This window comes from Nonomuraea sp. NPDC049158 (genome assembly GCF_040648335.1).
Lineage (GTDB): Bacteria > Actinomycetota > Actinomycetes > Streptosporangiales > Streptosporangiaceae > Nonomuraea.
The window spans coordinates 89,806-105,292 of sequence record NZ_JBEZDM010000023.1 but is presented as its reverse complement, the minus strand read 5'-3'; the positions used below and the strand labels follow the sequence as shown (position 1 = coordinate 105,292).

The window sequence follows — 15,487 nt, the reverse complement described above, 5'->3', positions numbered from 1 at the left end:
TCACAGGCGCAGGCCCTCTTCCAGATGGGCGAGGGCCTTGTCGATCTCGGCGGGCCCGTCCATCTCGGGGTCCTTCACCCAGTCGAACCAGACCGCGAACATCACGCCGGTGATCGCCCCCGTGATGTTGCGGATCTCCGGATCGGACGCGTCCCGCCCCGCCCGCCTGGCCAGGATCTCCTGCATGGACCTGAGCGTCCCGGAGACGTTCGTCAGACTCGCCGCCCACAGCTCGGGCACGGTGAACATGAGCTTCTCCCGCTCCACCCCTTCGGCGAGCTCCTCGGCCGTCTGAGCCGCCGTCACCTCCCGCAGGGCGACGCGGACCGCGCGTATCGGGTGCAGATCGGCCGGAGCGGCGTCCAGGGCTTCGGCGAAGGCCGGGAACTGGTCGACGAACACCAGCTCCTCCTTCGAGGCGAAGTAGCGGAACACCGTGCTGGGCGCGACCTCCGCCGCCTCGGCGATCTGCTCGACCGTGGTCGCGCTGTAGCCCTGCTCGCGGAACAGCCGCAGCGCCTCCTTCTGGATCAGCGCCCGCGTCTTGGCCTTCTTCCGCTCGCGCAGTCCCTGGGCCGGTCGATCGCTCATGTCGTCGATTGTCGGGGTTGCGGCACAGGCCCGTCCACTCACAAGATCCCAAATTTCGCTATACAACTCTCAAATCGGAGTCTACTCTCAAAATATGCGACTTCCCATGGAGAGAACGTCCGGCTGCCCCTTCGACCCCCCTCCCGAGCTGGCGAAGCTGCCGCCGATGGCGCGTCTGGACTACCCGGACGGGCACGCGGGCTGGCTCGCGACGGGCTACGAGGCCGCGCGGGCCGTGCTGAGCGATCCCCGATTCAGCGCCCGCCAGGAGCTCAAGCACAGCCCGGTGCGCCTGACCTCGCAGTTCGGCCAGGACCGGCCCGCTCCGCCCGGCATGTTCGTGACGACCGACCCGCCCGTGCACACCCGCTACCGCCGCCTGCTCACCGGCCAGTTCACGGTCCGCAGGATGCGGCTGCTCGAACCGCGGATCGAGCAGATCACCGCCGACCACCTCGACGCCATGGCCGCGGCGGGGCCGCCCGTGGACCTGGTGCGGGCGTACGCGCTGCCGATCCCGTCCCTGGTCATCTGCGAGCTGCTCGGCGTGCCGTACGAGGACCACGACTTCTTCCAGGAGCAGACCGCGCGGCTGGTCGCGATCGACGAGGAGGGCGCATCGGAGCTGGCGGCGCTCGCCGGCTATCTGGGCGAGCTGGTACGACGCAAGCGCGCCGAGCCCGGCGACGACCTGATCAGCGGCCTGACCGGCGACCTCGACGACGAGGAGCTGGCGAACCTCGCGCTCGTCCTGCTCGTCGCCGGCCACGAGACCACCGCGAACATGCTGGGCCTGGGCGTCTTCGCGCTGCTGGAACACCCGGAGCAGCGAGCCCTGTTCAGCGGCGAGAGCACGGGCGCAGGCTCGGTCGATGGCGCGGGCGGAGGTGAGGGCGAAGGCACGGGCGCGGTCGAGGGTGCGGTCGAGGAGCTGATGCGCTGGCTGTCGATCCTGCACGCGGGCGGGCCGAGCCGTGTCGCGCTGGAGGACGTGGAGGTGGCGGGCGAGCTGGTCAGGAAGGGCGAGACGGTCGCGCTGTCGCTGCCGGCGATCAACCGGGACCCGAGCCAGTTCACCGATCCGGACGAGCTGCGGCTCGGCCGGGCGGACGCGCGGCGGCACCTGGCCTTCGGGCACGGCGTGCACCAGTGCCTGGGGCAGCAGCTGGCCAGGATCGAGATGCGGATCGGCTACCGCCGGCTCTTCGAACGCTTCCCCGGCCTGCGGCTGGCCGTGCCCGCCTCCGAGGTGCCGCTGAAGGAGCGCGCGGCGGTCTACGGCGTCGAGGCTCTGCCTGTCACGTGGTGACCGGGCTCAGAGGATCGCCAGCGGGTTGAGCGGGCTCCCGGTCCCACCCTCGATCTTGAGCGGGGCCGCGACGAACACGAACTCCGTACGGCCCGCCGCGCTCAGCTCCTCCAGCCAGAGCAGCTCGATCAGGTGGATGCCGTGGCGGTGGAGCAGGATGAGGTGGAGATCGTCGTCGAGCGCCTCGTCGGCGAGCTGGTGGGCGTTCAGCCCGCCGATCGCGGCGTTGTCGGCGGCCACCACCGAGACGTCCCGCTCGGCCAGCCAGCGCCCGGCCTCGGCCGACAGTCCCGGCTGTCCCGACCAGTACTCCTCACGCGAGCGCTGCCACACGGCGGGCCAGCCGGTACGGATCACCGCGACGTCACCCGCGCGCGGCACGGCGATCTCCGCCAGCAGCTCCGCCGAGATACGGAAGTCGGCGGGCAGGTGGTCGAGCCCCAGGTGGCGGGGCACGTCGAACAGGACTCCCCGCGCGACGACCCCGCCCACCTGCTCGATGCCGCACCGGGTGGCGCCGTAGGAGCGTACGCGCGCGGCGGGGTGGCCGTTGTAGAGCTCCTCGCCCGACCACATGTGGCAGAGCGCGTCCATGTGCGTGGTCGTGCCGTGGTGGGTGACGATCAGCGCGTCATCGGCCATCCGCAGCCCGGGGCCCACCGGCCGGGCGCCGGCCGCGTAGTCGCCACCGTCGACCGACATGAAGTGCTGCGGCAGCGGGCGGCCCTTCAGGTGGGGCACGGTGCCGGGCGCGGGCGAGGAGGTGGCACCCCTGATCGGCATGGACAGGCTGAGAACTTGGCCGGTCCGCGCAGTGGCCAATCCGGCCAGTACCAAGTTGCCAGTGAGCAGATTGAGCGTGCCCCGTTGATCCTCTGGGCCGAAACGTCCCCAATTGTTAGGCTCGGCAGCCAAGTACGTGCTCCCTTCCTGTCGGAGGTCTTGATGCACTGCGATCCCCGGTTCTCCCGCGTGCGCGAGGCGTTCGACCGCCATTTCGCCGATGGCCTCGAGCTGGGGGCCGCCTTCGCCGTCTACCTCGACGGCGAGCTGGTCGTGGACCTGTGGGACGGCGTGGCCGACCGCCGCACGGAACGGCCGTGGGAGGAGGACACCCCCGCCTTCGCCTACTCGTGCACCAAGGCGATCACCGCGACCGTGCTGCTCCAGCTGGCCGAGCGGGGACAGGTGGACGTGGCCGCGCCGGTGGCGGAGGTCTGGCCGGAGTTCGGCGTGCGGGCCAAGCAGCGCGTCACCGTCGAACACCTGCTCAGTCACCAGGCGGGGCTGCCCGCGCTGGACGAGCGGGTGCCGGTGGCGGAGTTCGAGGACCAGCCCGCGATCGCGGCGCGCCTGGCCGGGCAGCGGCCGATCTGGCGGCCCGGGTCGGCGCACGGGTATCACGCTCTGACGTACGGCTTCCTGGTGGGCGAGGTCGTGCGCCGGGTGACGGGCAAGTCGGTGGGTGAGCTGGTGGCGGCGGAGATCTCCGGGCCGCTCGGCCTCGACCTGTGGGTCGGCGCGCCCGACGACGTGATCACCAGGGCCGCCCGGCTGACGGCGGAGCCCCCGCCCGGCAGCGAGAGCGGCCAGCGCGTGCCCACGGCCGAGACCCCGCCCCGTACGCCCATCGGGCCGCCGAAGGATCCGATCGCCGCGATCGCCATGGCCGCCGCGGACCCGAACAGCCTGATGAACCGCACCATGGGCAACCCGCGCATGCAGGACCTGCCGGGCGGGGCCAACAACCCGGTGATGCTGCGTGCCGGGTGGCCCGCCGTGGGGCTCGTCGCGACGGCCAGGTCCCTGGCGGCGTTCTACCGCTCGCTGCTCGGCGGCGACCTGCTGCGGCCGGAGACGCTGGCGGACGCGATCCGTCCCCGGGCGTCGGGGCCCGATCAGGTCCTGTTGCTGGAGAGCGCGTTCGGGCTGGGCTTCATGCGGCCCGCCATGTCGTTCTTCGTGCCGTCCGTGACCGCGTTCGGGCATACCGGTGTGGGCGGGTCCATCGGCCTGGCCGACCCCAAGTACGGCGTGGCCGCCGGATATGTCATGAACAAGATGGCCGACGTCTTCGCCGGCAACCAGCGGGCGATCCGCCTCATGGAGGCCGTCTACCGATCCCTGTGATCGCCTCGGCTTCATCGGGGTCGTGCTTCGCGTCATGCGTCGGGTCGTCACTGCATCGTCACGCCGCCGCTGACCGACAGCGTCTGGCCGGTGATGTAGGCGGCGCGTTCCGTACACAGGTAGGCGACCAGGCCCGCCACGTCGGCGGGCGTGCCGAGGCGGCGGAGCGGGACGGTCCTGACGATCTTGTCGACCAGTCCGGGCTCGGCCGCCGAGACGCGCCGGAGCATCGGGGTGTCGGTGGGTCCCGGGCAGACCACGTTGGCGGTGACGTGCGCCCTGGCCGCCTCGCGGGCGAGCGTCTTGGCCAGGCCGAACAGCCCCGCCTTGGTGGCCGCGTAGGCGCCCTCGCCGCCGGAGCCCGCCCTGGCGCCGTCCGACGAGATGAACACCAGCCGCCCCCACCCGCGCTCGATCATGCCCGGCAGCATCAGCTTGGTCAGCAGCATCGGGCCGCGCAGGTTGACCTGCCACATGAGATCCCAGTTCGCCGGGTCACCGGCGATGAACGGCTCGACGATCGACACCCCGGCGTTGTGCACGAGGATGTCGACCGGCCCAGCCGCGTCACAGAACCGCTCGATGGAGGAGGGCGAGGCGAGGTCGACGGCAAGGGCGGTGGCCCCCGGCAGCCCTGCGGTCTCGGCCCCCCGCAGCCCCGCGGCGACTTTCTCGGCCCCCGGCAGGTCCACGTCCGCGACCACCACCCGGGCGCCCAGTGCGGCGAGGTCCGCGGCGATCGCCGCGCCGATCGCGCCCGCTCCCCCGGTCACGACGGCCACTCGCCCGTCGAGCCGCATCCCCTCCATCACCGCTCGCCGCCCGCCTTCCACTCCTCGACCAGCTCGGCCGCGGTGGTGCGGGCGGCCAGGAGGGGGATCGTGTGTTTCAGTACGGCCAGCGCGTACCCGTCCGGTACGCCCGCGACGGCGTCGGTCACCACGGTGACCCGGTAGCCGAGGTTCACCGCCTCCAGGGCCAGCCCGGGGATGCCCAGGTTGAGCGAGAGCCCGACGGCCACCACGTGCGTGATGTCCAGCGAGCGCAGTGTCATGTCGAGCGAGGTCCCGGTGAACGGGGAGAACCCGTGGTGGCGCCGGCTCTCCAGATCCGCGTCGGCCAGCAGCTCGGGCAGCACCTCCACGGCCGGCGTGCCCTCCAGCATGTGGCCGGGGTCCTTGAGCAGGGCGGTGATGAACGGGCTGTTGTGAGTGTGGGAGCCGGCCCGGTCGGCGCGGAAGGCGGCGGTGCAGTGGATCACGGGGAGGCCGGCCGCCCTGGCCGCCTGGAGTACGGAGACGGCGTTGCGTACGACGCCACGCTGCTGGCACGCGACCACCAGGTCCGGAAATTTCGTTAGATCGCCGACGACGCCCCGCTGCATCTCCATGACCAGCACGGCCGTACGATCCATGCGAAGCCTCCACTTAGCCGAGCGCTTGCTTGGCTTCGAACATATCACCCGGGCCTCGGAGCCATAATCCCCTGACATCTGGCGAAATATCTGGAGTCGTGACAACCGGAACCCCGGATGAGACCGTCGAACGAGAGACGGCTGCGCTATGGGGGTTCACCTTGGTCCCTGGTTACCGAGAAGTACGCCAGCTCGGCGCGGGGCACACGGGCCGCGTGTTCCTCGCCACCTACCAGGCCACCGGAGCCTACGTCGCGATCAAATACCTGAACGCGACCCTGCGCCGGGACACCGAGTTCATGGACCGCTTCAGGGTGGACGCCCCCTCGCTCGTCGAGCTCGACGACCCGAACGTGGTCCAGCTCTATGAGTTCGTGGAGACCCCGACCAGGGCCGCGGTGGTGATGGAGCTGGTCGACGGGGTGTCGCTGCGGACGATCCTGGCCGAGCACGGCAGGACCAGCCCGGAGGCGGCGCTGGCGGTGTTGAAGAGCACGCTCCTGGCCCTGGCCGCGGCCCACGACAAGGGCGTACCCCATCGGGACGTCAAACCGGAGAACCTGCTGATCCAGGCGGACGGCACGGGCAAACTGACCGACTTCGGGGTGGTGGTGCACGCCGAGGAGCCGGGGGTGCCGGCGGGCAGCCCGCCGTACATGTCGCCCGAGCTGTGGACGCAGGGGGACGCGGGGCCGCCCGCGGATCTCTACGCGGCGGCGTGCCTGCTGTTCGAGACCGTCAAGGGGCGCCCGCCGTACAAGGCCGAGGACATCCCCTCGCTCCGCGACAAGCACCTGGTCGAGCCGGTGCCGCTGGAGGTCGCCCCCGACTCGCTGCGCGACCTGCTCCGGCGCGGGCTGGCCAAGGATCCGGTGGTCAGGTACGCCTCCGCCCGGCAGTTCGCGGCGGAGCTGGAGGAGGACGCGGTCGCCGGCTACGGGCCCGACTGGGAGAAGCGCGGGCGCCGCCACCTCGGCGAGCTGGCCACGCTCCTCGCGCTCCGCTTTCCCCTGGCCAAGACCGACACGCCGACCGCCACCCTGGGAGCGGTCCGCGGCCGGCGGATCACCGTGCCCAAGCTGCCGCCGCACCTGTGGATCGCGGGCGCGACGGCCGTCGCCGTGCTGATCGCGGTGGTGCTCTCGGACGGGCGGCTGGCCCCCGGCCCGGCGGGCACCGTACTCATGCCGCAGCCGAAGACGTCCGAGCAGCTGGATCCCACCCCGGTCGACGACAAGACCCCGGTCCGCCGGACCTCGGAGACCAGCCGCCCGACGGCCAGGACGTCGACGGCCGTTCCCGTACCGTCGGCCACCCCCTCGGCCCCTCCTCCCACCGCCTCACGGCAACCCTCCCGGGCGCTGCCCAGTCCGGCCGTGCGGTCGGCGGACATCGTCCAGTGGACCGGCTCGGCGGGCGCGGTGCGCGTGGCCGCCGACGGGCGGGGGCCGGTGCGGCTGCGCATCACGTACACGCGGCGCGACGGCGACGGCCAGGCCCGCACGGTGCATCAGGAGACCCGCACGCTCACCGGCCGGACCGCCTACACCGGCGCCGTGGGCCGCGACCTGGGCGCCGTCGGGTGCGGCAAGCAGGCGCACTTCGGCCTCCTGCTGTCGACCGAGCCGGCGGCGGCCAACGGCCCGCAGGTCAGTGAGGTGACCGTGGACGGGCCGCCCTGCCCGGCGCCCAGCCCCTCGCCCTCGACGTCGTCCACTCCCACCCAGGAGCACGCCACTCCGACTCCGACGCCGTCCCAGCCGCCCTTCGCACTGCCCTCCGACCCGCCGCACACCGCCGACGCCCCGGCCTTCGCCTCGCCGAGCGCCGATTCGGCTGCGCCGAACGATTCGCTGACCTCGGAGGAGCCCGTGGCCTCGCTCGCCGAGGAACTCGCCGACTAGGGTTGTCGAGCAACCAAGCGTGCGCTAGCTTGGCTAGCGATGACCTGTGACACCTCCGCCTACTGGGCCGCCTGCAGGCGCGGCGAGCTGGTCGTCCAGCGCTGTACGGCCTGCGATCGGCGGGTCCACCTCCCCGAGGCCGACTGTCCCCGGTGCGGTGGCGACCTCGTCTTCGAGCCGGTCTCCGGCGCGGGCGTGGTGCACACGTACACCGTGGTGCACCGCTCGTTCGCGCCCGGTTACCGGGGCCGCGAGCCGTACGTGCTGGCCTGGGTCGACCTGCCCGAAGGCGCGCGCGTGTTCGGTCAGGTCGTGGAGTGCGCACCGGAGGAGGTCCGCATCGGGATGCCGGTGCGGGTGACGTTCGTGGACGACCTACCGCATTGGAGGCCCGCGTGATCGTTGGCAACGTGCTCATACCCGTGGCCGACCTGGACGAGGCGATCGCCTTCTACGGGCTGCCGGTGAAGTTCCGCGACGGCGACAGGTTCGCCGCGCTGAACGGCGGTGGCGTCACCGTGGCGCTGGCCGGGCCCGCCGAGCATGTCACCACCTCGGCCGCGCCGTCGTTCAAGGTGGACAGCGTACGGCAGGCCGTACCCGATCTGGTGGCGCGCGGCGCCGAAGTGGTGCGCGAGCCCGAGGACGGGCCGCACGAGACGCGGGCCGTGCTGCGCGATCCCTCAGGAAACGTCTTCGTGCTCTATTCCCCCCTCTGACGACGGAGGCACTCCTCATGGCGCGATCACCGTACGGCAACTATGGCCACGCGATCCTGACCGCCGCGGCGATGAGCACCCCCGACCGGGTGGCGCTCACCTACTGCGGCGAGCGGAGCTTCACCTATGACGAGCTGAACAGGACCGTCAACCGGCGCGCGCACGCGCTGCTCGCGGCGGGCGTCACCCCGGGCCGGCGGGTGGCCGCGCTGCTGAACGAGACGCTGCACGTGGCGGAGGTGTACCTGGCGCAGGCCAAGATCGGCGCGGTGACGGCGGCGCTGAACCCGTACTGGCCGGTCGAGACGCTGCGCGCGGTGGTGGAGCAGTCGGGGTGCACGGCGTTCGTGTACGACTCGACCGTGGAGGAGGTGGTCGCGGAGATCAGGCCGTCGCTGCCCGCCATCACCACCTGGATCAACGCGTCCGACCTCTCGGACGGTTCGGAGGAGGAGCCGCCGCTCGGGGGCTTCCACGACGATCCGCTCGCGCTCTACTACACCTCGGGGACGACCGGGCTGCCCAAGCCCGTCGTCCACACGCACGCCTCGTCGCTGGCGACCGCGCAGATCTGGCTCGACGTGCCGCGCGGGCCAGACGCGGTGTTCGGCACGGGCGCGATCATCTGGGGCATCGGCTTCCCGGCCATCGTCGGGCCCGCCCTGTACGCCGGGATGCGGCTGGTGCTGGAGCAGGACTGGGGCCCGGCGAACTTCCTGCGCGTCGTGCCGCGCGAGCGGGTCACGCACGTGTCGCAGATCCCGTCGTTCTACGCGGCGCTGCTGGGCTCGTCGGAGCACGAGACGGTGGACCTGTCCTCCATCCGGGTGATCATGCTGGGCGGCGAGCCGCTGACGGCCACCATGCTCGGCCGGATCAAGGACCGGCTGCCCGACGCGGGCGTCTACTCCTACTACGGCCAGACCGAGGCCCCCTACACCTGCATGGGCCGGGTGGACGACGGCTCCACGCCGCTCGGCTCGTCCGGCCGGGCGCGCACCGGCAACGCCGTCCGGGTGACCGACCCGTCGGGCCGCCGCGTGGTGGACGAGGTCGGCGAGATCAATCTGTCCGGGCCGCACCGGATGTCCGGCTACGACGGCCTGCCGGACAAGACGGCGGAGGTGCTGCGCGGCGAGTGGTACGTCGGCGGCGACCTCGGCTCCGTCTCCGCCGACGGGGTGCTGCGTGTGCTCGGGCGGCGCGAGGACGCGATTCTCAAGGGCGGCGTCTGGACCCAGCCGGTCGCGGTCGAGGAGGCCGCGGCCGCGCTCGACGGCGTGGCCGAGGCCGGGGCGGTCGGGGTGCCCGCGCACGTTGAAGGGCAGGACGCGGCCGAACAGCGGATCCTGCTGGCCGTGGTGGCGCGTTCCGGGCATTCGCTCGACGCGGCCAAGCTCGCGCGGGCTCTGGACGACATCCTGGCGCCGCACCAGCGGCCGGACCACATCCTGGTGGCCGACGCGCTGCCGCACTTCGAGGACGCCTCCGGCGGGCCCGGCAAGCTCTTACGCAGGGAGATCAGAGAACGGCACGGCCACCTGCTGGAGAGCTGAGCGGTGGTCGCCGAGCACGAGGCCAAGGAACTGCTGCGCGAGGCCGGGGTGCCGGTGCCGCGGGGCGTGGTGGTCCGCGATATGGACTTCGCCCCGGTCGCGGAGTTACGCGAGCCGCTGGTGCTGAAGGCGTACGGACCCGAGATCGTGCACAAGTCCGAGGCCGGGGCCGTGGTGCTCGGGCTGAGCCGGGTCGACGTCCCGATCGAGGCCGCCAGGATGCTGGCCTCGGGCGTGGCGGCCGAGGGGTTTCTCGTCGAAGAGCAGGCCGCCGGCGGGGTGGAGCTGATCGTCGGGCTGGTCCGCGATCCGGGCTTCGGGCCCGTGCTGCTCGCCGGGCTGGGCGGGGTGTGGACCGAGACGCTGCGGGACACGGCGCTGGGCCTCTGCCCGATCTCGGAGAGGGACGCGCGGCGGATGCTGGGCTCGCTGCGCGGGTCTCCGGTGCTGTACGGGCTGCGCGGGCGTCCAGGGGTGGACGTGGACGCGGTGGTGAAGCTGCTCATGACGGTCGGCGGGTCTGGCGGGCTGTGGGAGCGGCTCGAACTGGGCGAGTTCGAGATCAATCCGGTCATCGCTACCGAGTCGGGCGTGGTGGCGGTGGATGCGCGGTATATCCCGGCCGCCGACGTCTCGCACGGTGGTCAGGACGACTCGTACGGCGGTCAGGACGGCGTGCTCGGCGAGCCCGCGGACCTCGGGCCGCTCTCCGACCCTACGGACGTCAGACCGCTCTCCGAGCCTGCGGACATCAGACCGCTCTCCGAGCCCATGGACTTCGGACCGCTCTTCGAGCCCAGGGCGGTGGCCGTGGTCGGGGCCTCCACCACGCGGCCGAACTTCGGGAACATGTTCCTTGAGTTCTACAAGGCCGCCGGCATCCCCCTGGTCGCGGTGCATCCCGAGGCGCGGGAAGTGGGCGGCGTGCCCGCCGTGCCGTCCCTGGCCGTGGCGGACGTGGACTACGCGCTGGTGGCGGTGCCCGCGGAGCGGTGTGCCCAGGTCGTACGTGAGGCGTCCGGCGTGCCGTACGTGCAGGTCATGAGCGGCGGCTTCGGCGAGGCGGGACGGCCGGAACTGGAGCGGGAGCTCGTCGCCGCGGCTCGGGCGGCGGGGACGCGGCTGCTGGGCCCCAACTGCATGGGCGTGTACTGCCCGCGCGGGCGGCAGACGTTCGTCGGCGGCGGGCTCGGTCCGGCGGGGACGGTCGCGCTGATCTCGCAGAGCGGCGGGCTGGCCGGCGAGGTGATCAAGGTCGGCGAGCGCCGCGGGCTGGCCTTCAGCCGGGTGGTCACCGTGGGGAACGCGGCCGACGTCACCCCGGCCGAGTTTCTCCGCTGGCTGTCGGCCGACGCCGAGACACGGGCCGTCGGGCTCTATCTGGAGGACCCGCGTGACGGACGGGCGCTGTACGAGGCGCTGGCGGCCGCTCCCGTGCCCGTGGTGCTGCTGGTCGGCGGGCGCAGCGCGCAGGGGCAGCGGGCCGCGGCCTCGCACACCGGCGGGCTGGTGAGCGACGGGCGGATCTGGCAGGCACTCGCCGACCAGACCGGGGCGACGCTGGTGACCTCCCAGGACGACCTGATCGGCGTCCTCGCCTTCTTCCAGGCGCACGGCGCCCGGTTGGCAGATCCGCTCTCCAGGACGACAGATCCGGACGGCGGTGAGGGCTCTCGGAACGTCGAGTCGTGTGGCGGGGCGCTGGTGATCGGGCCGAGTGGTGGGGCGAGTGTGCTGGCCGCCGACGCCTTCGACCGGGCCGGGGTGCCGCTCGGGCCGCTGCCGGACTCGGTGCTCGGGGAGTTGCGCGGGCTGGGGCTGGGGGCCGGGTCCTCGCTGGCCAACCCGTTGGAGGTGCCCGTCGGCCCTCGGAGCGGGCCGGACCTGGTCCAGCGGGCCGTCGAGGCGATCGTGCGGCACCGGCCGTACCCGGATGTGGTGGCGCATGTGAACGTACAGAGCTTCTTCACCTATGGGACGCGGGCCGAGCCGCTGTTCGAGTACGCGCGGGCGCTGGCGGCCGCACAGGACGCCCTCCCGGGGACCAGGGTCACCCTGGTCACCAGGAACGGCGAGTGCGCGCCCCCTGGGGTCGAGGACGAGGTCAGGGCGATCGTGGCGGCGGCCGGGATCCCCGTCTACCGAACTATGGAGGCGGCCGCGATGGCCGTCGCGGCGGGAGGTCGCAATGGGACTGCTTGACGGCAAGGTGGCACTGATCACCGGCGGGGCGCGCGGCATGGGCGAGGCGCACGTGCGGCTGTTCCTGGCGGAGGGGGCGCGCGTGGTGTTCGGTGACGTCCTGGATGAAGAGGGCAAGGCGCTGGCTGAGGAGACGGGCGCGACCTTCGTCCATCACGACGTCACCGCTCCAGAGGACTGGGACCGGGCGATCGCCACTGTGACCGACCTGCACGACAGGTTAGACATCCTGGTCAACAACGCCGGGATCCTGAAATTTCGGCGTATCAGCGATATGGCGGTCGAGGAGTTCGACCGCGTGATCAACGTGAACCTCAGGGGCACCTGGCTCGGCGTCAAGTCCGCCATCGCGCCGATGCGGGCCGCCGGGCGCGGCTCGATCGTGAACATCTCCTCGATCGAGGGCTTCGTCGGCGCCGAAGGGATGTCGGCGTACGCGGCCTCGAAGTTCGCCATCCGGGGGGTCACCAAGTCGGCCGCCCGTGAGCTCGCCCGCTACAAGATCCGCGTCAACTCGGTGCATCCCGGGGCGATCAACACCTCGATGGCCATGGATCCGGAGATCATGAGCGAGGTGGACGCGGACGCTTTCCTGCGCAGCATGGTCATCAAGCGCTTCGCCAAGCCGGTGGAGGTGTCGCACGTGGTGGCGTTCCTGGCCTCGGACCGGTCCAGTTACTGCACCGGCAGCGAGTTCACGGTGGACGGCGGGCTGCTGACCGGCGCGGGCTACTGACCAGCGCTGTCGGGGGCCGTCGGTATCGGGGGGCCGTTCAGCCAGGCGGTCGGGGTGATGAAGATGCCTGTCGCCTCGGCCAGCAGCGTGCCGTCCGGCAGCGCCACGCGGGCGTCCGCCCACGCCTTGCGCCCCTCCGTACGCGTGTGCTCCGCTGTCACGACCACCGGCCGGTCGTACGGCACAGGCGCCCGGTAGCGGATGGTCAGTGTGCCCGTCATACCCGCCAGCCCGGCGACGGCCACCGCCTGCCCCAGCAGGTGGTCGAGGGCCATCGCGGTGATCCCGCCGTGCACGGCGCCGGGCGGCCCCTCGTGCAACGGCCGGAACGACACCTCCGCCCGTACCCCGCCACTCGCCAGCCGCTCCACGACCAGCGGCACGGCGAACGGGTTCGCGGCGCCGATGGCGGCGTTGCCCAGGTGACGTACGGTGCCGTCCGGCGCGATGTCGTAGGGCCGCGGAGACGCGCGGACGGTCGCTTCGAGCCGTTCGGTCAGGGCGGTGAGCTCGGCGGCCACGGCCACCAGCTCGTCCTCCTCGACGCCAGTGCCGATCACCGCGTCCATCAGTTCTCTGGTCTGCTGCGCCAGGGCGCACAGCGCGGCGGTCCGGGACTCGCCGGCGGCGACGTCGATCGTCATGGCCGCATCTTAGAACAGGTTCTACCAAAACACGTTCTAGACACCCAAAGGTAGATCTTTTACTATCAACCAGTCTTCTTTGGGACATTTCTGGCAAGCTTTTGACCTGCGGTTTAGGGTCGCATGACCTCTTGGAGCTCCGTTGACCCGTACCTGACCTGCCCTTACGTCACGGTAGCCTCCTTCAGCACGGAAGACGACAGGCCGCCGGTTTTGCCACATGTGTCCCTCTACCCAGGGCTGTGTGGGTAAACCCGGTCTTGCCCGGAAGGTTCCCTCGCACGTCAATGACGCCTGAGATGAAGAAGTACATCGACCTGCTCGAGAGCCAGCTCGGCTACTCCGAGAAGGCCGACGAGTACACCAAGTTCGGCCACTGGTACGGCAAGAACGTCGAGTTCGACGCCGACTACACCTCCGCCCCTTGGTGTGACATGTACCTGTCGTGGGCCGCTCACAAGCTCGGCTACCAGGACTGGATCGGCCAGTTCGCCTGGACGGTGAGCCATGCCGAGTGGTTCAAGGAGCAGGGCGCCTGGGGCCACCAGCCCAAGCCCGGCGCCTTGGTCTTCTACGACTGGAGCGGCTCGAACGACATCGACGCCATCGACCACGTCGGCCTGGTGACCAAGGTCGAGGGCGACACGATCTTCACGATCGAGGGCAACATCGACGGCGGCGTCGCCAAACGCAAGGAACGTGACACCAGCAAGGTCGTCGGGTACGGCTACCCGGAGAAGATCAAGACCCGCCTGGAGAACGAGGCCGCCAAGAACCAGGTCGAGGGCGAGTGGGACGCGCAGCACCGGGCTGACGACCAGGCGTCCACCTCCACGACCGACGTGGGCAAGCTCCAACTCCCCGACGGCACCCCGCTCGTCGACATGATCCCCCGCATCGGGCAGGGCGGGGCCCCGCTGGTCGCCCGCCCCAAGCAGGCCACGAGCGCGGACACCCCCAAACAGGCCGTCTCCCCCGCCCCCACGGCTGACCGCAAGTCGTCGCCCAAGGCCACCACGAAGGCCGCCGAGCAGGCGCCCAAGAAGGGCAAGCACGCCAAGCCGGCCACCGCCGACACCAACGCGGTCACCAGCAACCCCGCGCCCCTTCCCACCATCGTCGACGCGTCGTCCAGCGCACCGGTGCCCACCCTCTCCTCTCCCGCGCTGATCGGCTCCGCGCTGGTGGCCGCCCTCGCGGTCCTCGCCGTCGCCAAGACCAGGCAGCTGCGCGTACGGCCGGCCCGCGCGGCCGCTGTCGCCGCCCCGGCCGCCCGCTCCACGGCCCCGGCCACCCGCCACCGCCACCGCCGCAAGCCCCGCACCGACGCGGCCCCTGTGCTGGTAGGCGCCGGTACGTCCACGGACGTCACCATCCCGGCGACGACTCCTCTGGAGCTGGTGGGGACGCCCGCCCCGGCCGAGCTTTTGGTGCCGACAGCAATCCTCCTCGAGCCGTCCGAGCTTTTGGTGCCGACAGCAATCCGCCCCGAGCCGACCGAGCTTTTGGTGCCGACGGCGGTCCACCTGGAGCCGGCCGAGCCGATCGCCGCGTTGCTGTCCCTCGCTTCGATCCCCATCCCAGAGGCGACCACGGCCTTCGACGCCTTCTCCCCCGTTCGGGAGACGACGCCGACGTTCGACGCTTTCACCCCTTCCACCCGCCGCTCCGCCACCCCACACCACCTCGGGTCCCGCTCCGGGGCTCGTTCCAGTGCCGCCACACGGCACCCCGGGGCTCGTTCCGGTGCCGCGTCGCAGCACCCCGGCGGGCGCACGCCGTACACGAGGGCGACCGAACCCTGGCCCGCCCCCGGCGAGACGCACAGCTCTCAGACGGGCGGCTACTACGGCCGGCGTCGCCGCAGCGGGCACCCGATCGAGGAACCGGCCCCCTTCACATCCGAGAGCCCGCTACGCGGCCGTCGCCACCGCTCCCCCGCCCCTCACCCCACAGAGGGGTTCACCCAGGACTCCTCGTCCCACGGCCGCCGCCACCGCTCTCCGCTGGCCGCCCCCTCCCATCTCGAGCTGTTCGGCACCGAGCCTTTCGACCCCACCCTCCATGGCCGCCGTCACCGAAGCCACGAGAGCTTGGCGCCCGCCTCCCTGGCTGTGGGAGGCGACGACGAGCGCGCGGCGAACGACCTCGTACGGGCGGCCAGGCGTACCGGGGACGACCGTCTGCAAACGGCGGCCGCACACACGCAAGCCATCGCCGTCGCCGAGGCGCGAGAACCCCGCAAGCCGGGCTCCCGCAGGGGCCGCCACCGCGCCTGAGAC

At 71.8% G+C, this 15,487-nt stretch carries 14 protein-coding genes; 9 read left to right on the top strand and 5 right to left on the bottom strand.

Features of this window, described 5'->3' with window-relative positions; translation table 11 throughout:
- Complete coding sequence (locus AB0B61_RS37890) at window positions 1-591, bottom strand: TetR family transcriptional regulator (protein ID WP_358442646.1); 591 nt, start codon at window positions 589-591, stop codon at window positions 1-3.
- A gap of 106 nt (window positions 592-697) precedes the next feature.
- Here AB0B61_RS37890 and AB0B61_RS37885 point away from each other — a divergent pair, with 106 nt between their 5' ends.
- Window positions 698-1,900: a cytochrome P450 gene (locus tag AB0B61_RS37885; protein WP_358442643.1), complete on the top strand. Its 1,203-nt coding sequence runs from the start codon at window positions 698-700 to the stop codon at window positions 1,898-1,900.
- Between the two features lie 6 nt (window positions 1,901-1,906).
- Here the strand turns inward: AB0B61_RS37885 and AB0B61_RS37880 are convergent, their stop codons facing one another.
- Window positions 1,907-2,815, bottom strand: a complete 909-nt coding sequence (locus AB0B61_RS37880) for a cyclase family protein (protein ID WP_358442641.1) — start codon at window positions 2,813-2,815, stop codon at window positions 1,907-1,909.
- A 30-nt stretch (window positions 2,816-2,845) separates the two neighbouring features.
- On the opposite strand from AB0B61_RS37880, the gene AB0B61_RS37875 reads away from it, so the two are divergent.
- The gene (locus tag AB0B61_RS37875) at window positions 2,846-4,030 is read left to right on the top strand and encodes a serine hydrolase domain-containing protein (protein ID WP_358442638.1); all 1,185 of its coding nucleotides are present in this window, start codon (window positions 2,846-2,848) and stop codon (window positions 4,028-4,030) included.
- A gap of 47 nt (window positions 4,031-4,077) precedes the next feature.
- Here AB0B61_RS37875 and AB0B61_RS37870 read toward each other — a convergent pair whose 3' ends face one another.
- Window positions 4,078-4,839, bottom strand: coding sequence for an SDR family NAD(P)-dependent oxidoreductase (locus tag AB0B61_RS37870; RefSeq protein WP_358442817.1), 762 nt, complete (start codon window positions 4,837-4,839; stop codon window positions 4,078-4,080).
- Window positions 4,839-5,444: an isochorismatase family cysteine hydrolase gene (locus tag AB0B61_RS37865; protein ID WP_358442635.1), complete on the bottom strand. Its 606-nt coding sequence runs from the start codon at window positions 5,442-5,444 to the stop codon at window positions 4,839-4,841. The genes AB0B61_RS37870 and AB0B61_RS37865 overlap by 1 nt, the downstream gene beginning before the upstream one ends.
- 161 nt (window positions 5,445-5,605) lie before the next feature.
- Between AB0B61_RS37865 and AB0B61_RS37860 the strand changes: the two genes are divergently transcribed.
- From AB0B61_RS37860 to AB0B61_RS37835, 6 genes are read left to right on the top strand one after another with little or no spacing between them, the layout of a single operon-like run.
- Window positions 5,606-7,348 (top strand): serine/threonine-protein kinase, encoded by a 1,743-nt coding sequence (locus tag AB0B61_RS37860; RefSeq protein ID WP_358442632.1) that lies wholly within the window; start codon window positions 5,606-5,608, stop codon window positions 7,346-7,348.
- Window positions 7,349-7,387: 39 nt separating this feature from the next.
- Window positions 7,388-7,747, top strand: coding sequence for a Zn-ribbon domain-containing OB-fold protein (locus tag AB0B61_RS37855; protein WP_225299262.1), 360 nt, complete (start codon window positions 7,388-7,390; stop codon window positions 7,745-7,747).
- The gene (locus AB0B61_RS37850; RefSeq protein ID WP_358442629.1) at window positions 7,744-8,067 is read left to right on the top strand and encodes a VOC family protein; all 324 of its coding nucleotides are present in this window, start codon (window positions 7,744-7,746) and stop codon (window positions 8,065-8,067) included. The genes AB0B61_RS37855 and AB0B61_RS37850 overlap by 4 nt, the downstream gene beginning before the upstream one ends.
- 17 nt (window positions 8,068-8,084) lie before the next feature.
- Window positions 8,085-9,623: a class I adenylate-forming enzyme family protein gene (locus AB0B61_RS37845; protein ID WP_358442626.1), complete on the top strand. Its 1,539-nt coding sequence runs from the start codon at window positions 8,085-8,087 to the stop codon at window positions 9,621-9,623.
- A gap of 3 nt (window positions 9,624-9,626) precedes the next feature.
- On the top strand, window positions 9,627-11,825 hold the full coding sequence (locus AB0B61_RS37840) for an acetate--CoA ligase family protein (RefSeq protein WP_358442623.1): 2,199 nt from the start codon (window positions 9,627-9,629) through the stop codon (window positions 11,823-11,825).
- Window positions 11,812-12,561, top strand: a complete 750-nt coding sequence (locus AB0B61_RS37835) for a glucose 1-dehydrogenase (protein ID WP_358442620.1) — start codon at window positions 11,812-11,814, stop codon at window positions 12,559-12,561. The genes AB0B61_RS37840 and AB0B61_RS37835 overlap by 14 nt, the downstream gene beginning before the upstream one ends.
- Here the strand turns inward: AB0B61_RS37835 and AB0B61_RS37830 are convergent.
- Window positions 12,555-13,205: a PaaI family thioesterase gene (locus tag AB0B61_RS37830; protein ID WP_358442617.1), complete on the bottom strand. Its 651-nt coding sequence runs from the start codon at window positions 13,203-13,205 to the stop codon at window positions 12,555-12,557. The genes AB0B61_RS37835 and AB0B61_RS37830 overlap by 7 nt on opposite strands.
- A gap of 287 nt (window positions 13,206-13,492) precedes the next feature.
- On the opposite strand from AB0B61_RS37830, the gene AB0B61_RS37825 reads away from it, so the two are divergent.
- A complete protein-coding gene (locus tag AB0B61_RS37825; RefSeq protein ID WP_358442614.1) occupies window positions 13,493-15,484 on the top strand; it encodes a CHAP domain-containing protein in 1,992 nt (663 codons plus the stop codon).
- The last annotated feature ends 3 nt before the right edge of the window (window positions 15,485-15,487 follow it).

Excerpts from the sequence above, each read along its gene's own strand:
- AB0B61_RS37890 (WP_358442646.1), bottom strand. The coding sequence starts at position 591 with ATGAGCGATCGACCGGCCCAGGGACTGCGCGAGCGGAAGAAGGCCAAG.
- AB0B61_RS37885 (WP_358442643.1), top strand. The coding sequence starts at position 698 with ATGGAGAGAACGTCCGGCTGCCCCTTCGACCCCCCTCCCGAGCTGGCG.
- AB0B61_RS37875 (WP_358442638.1), top strand. The coding sequence starts at position 2,846 with ATGCACTGCGATCCCCGGTTCTCCCGCGTGCGCGAGGCGTTCGACCGC.
- AB0B61_RS37870 (WP_358442817.1), bottom strand. The coding sequence starts at position 4,839 with ATGGAGGGGATGCGGCTCGACGGGCGAGTGGCCGTCGTGACCGGGGGA.
- AB0B61_RS37865 (WP_358442635.1), bottom strand. The coding sequence starts at position 5,444 with ATGGATCGTACGGCCGTGCTGGTCATGGAGATGCAGCGGGGCGTCGTC.
- AB0B61_RS37855 (WP_225299262.1), top strand. The coding sequence starts at position 7,388 with ATGACCTGTGACACCTCCGCCTACTGGGCCGCCTGCAGGCGCGGCGAG.
- AB0B61_RS37845 (WP_358442626.1), top strand. The coding sequence starts at position 8,085 with ATGGCGCGATCACCGTACGGCAACTATGGCCACGCGATCCTGACCGCC.
- AB0B61_RS37835 (WP_358442620.1), top strand. The coding sequence starts at position 11,812 with ATGGGACTGCTTGACGGCAAGGTGGCACTGATCACCGGCGGGGCGCGC.
- AB0B61_RS37830 (WP_358442617.1), bottom strand. The coding sequence starts at position 13,205 with ATGACGATCGACGTCGCCGCCGGCGAGTCCCGGACCGCCGCGCTGTGC.
- AB0B61_RS37825 (WP_358442614.1), top strand. The coding sequence starts at position 13,493 with ATGACGCCTGAGATGAAGAAGTACATCGACCTGCTCGAGAGCCAGCTC.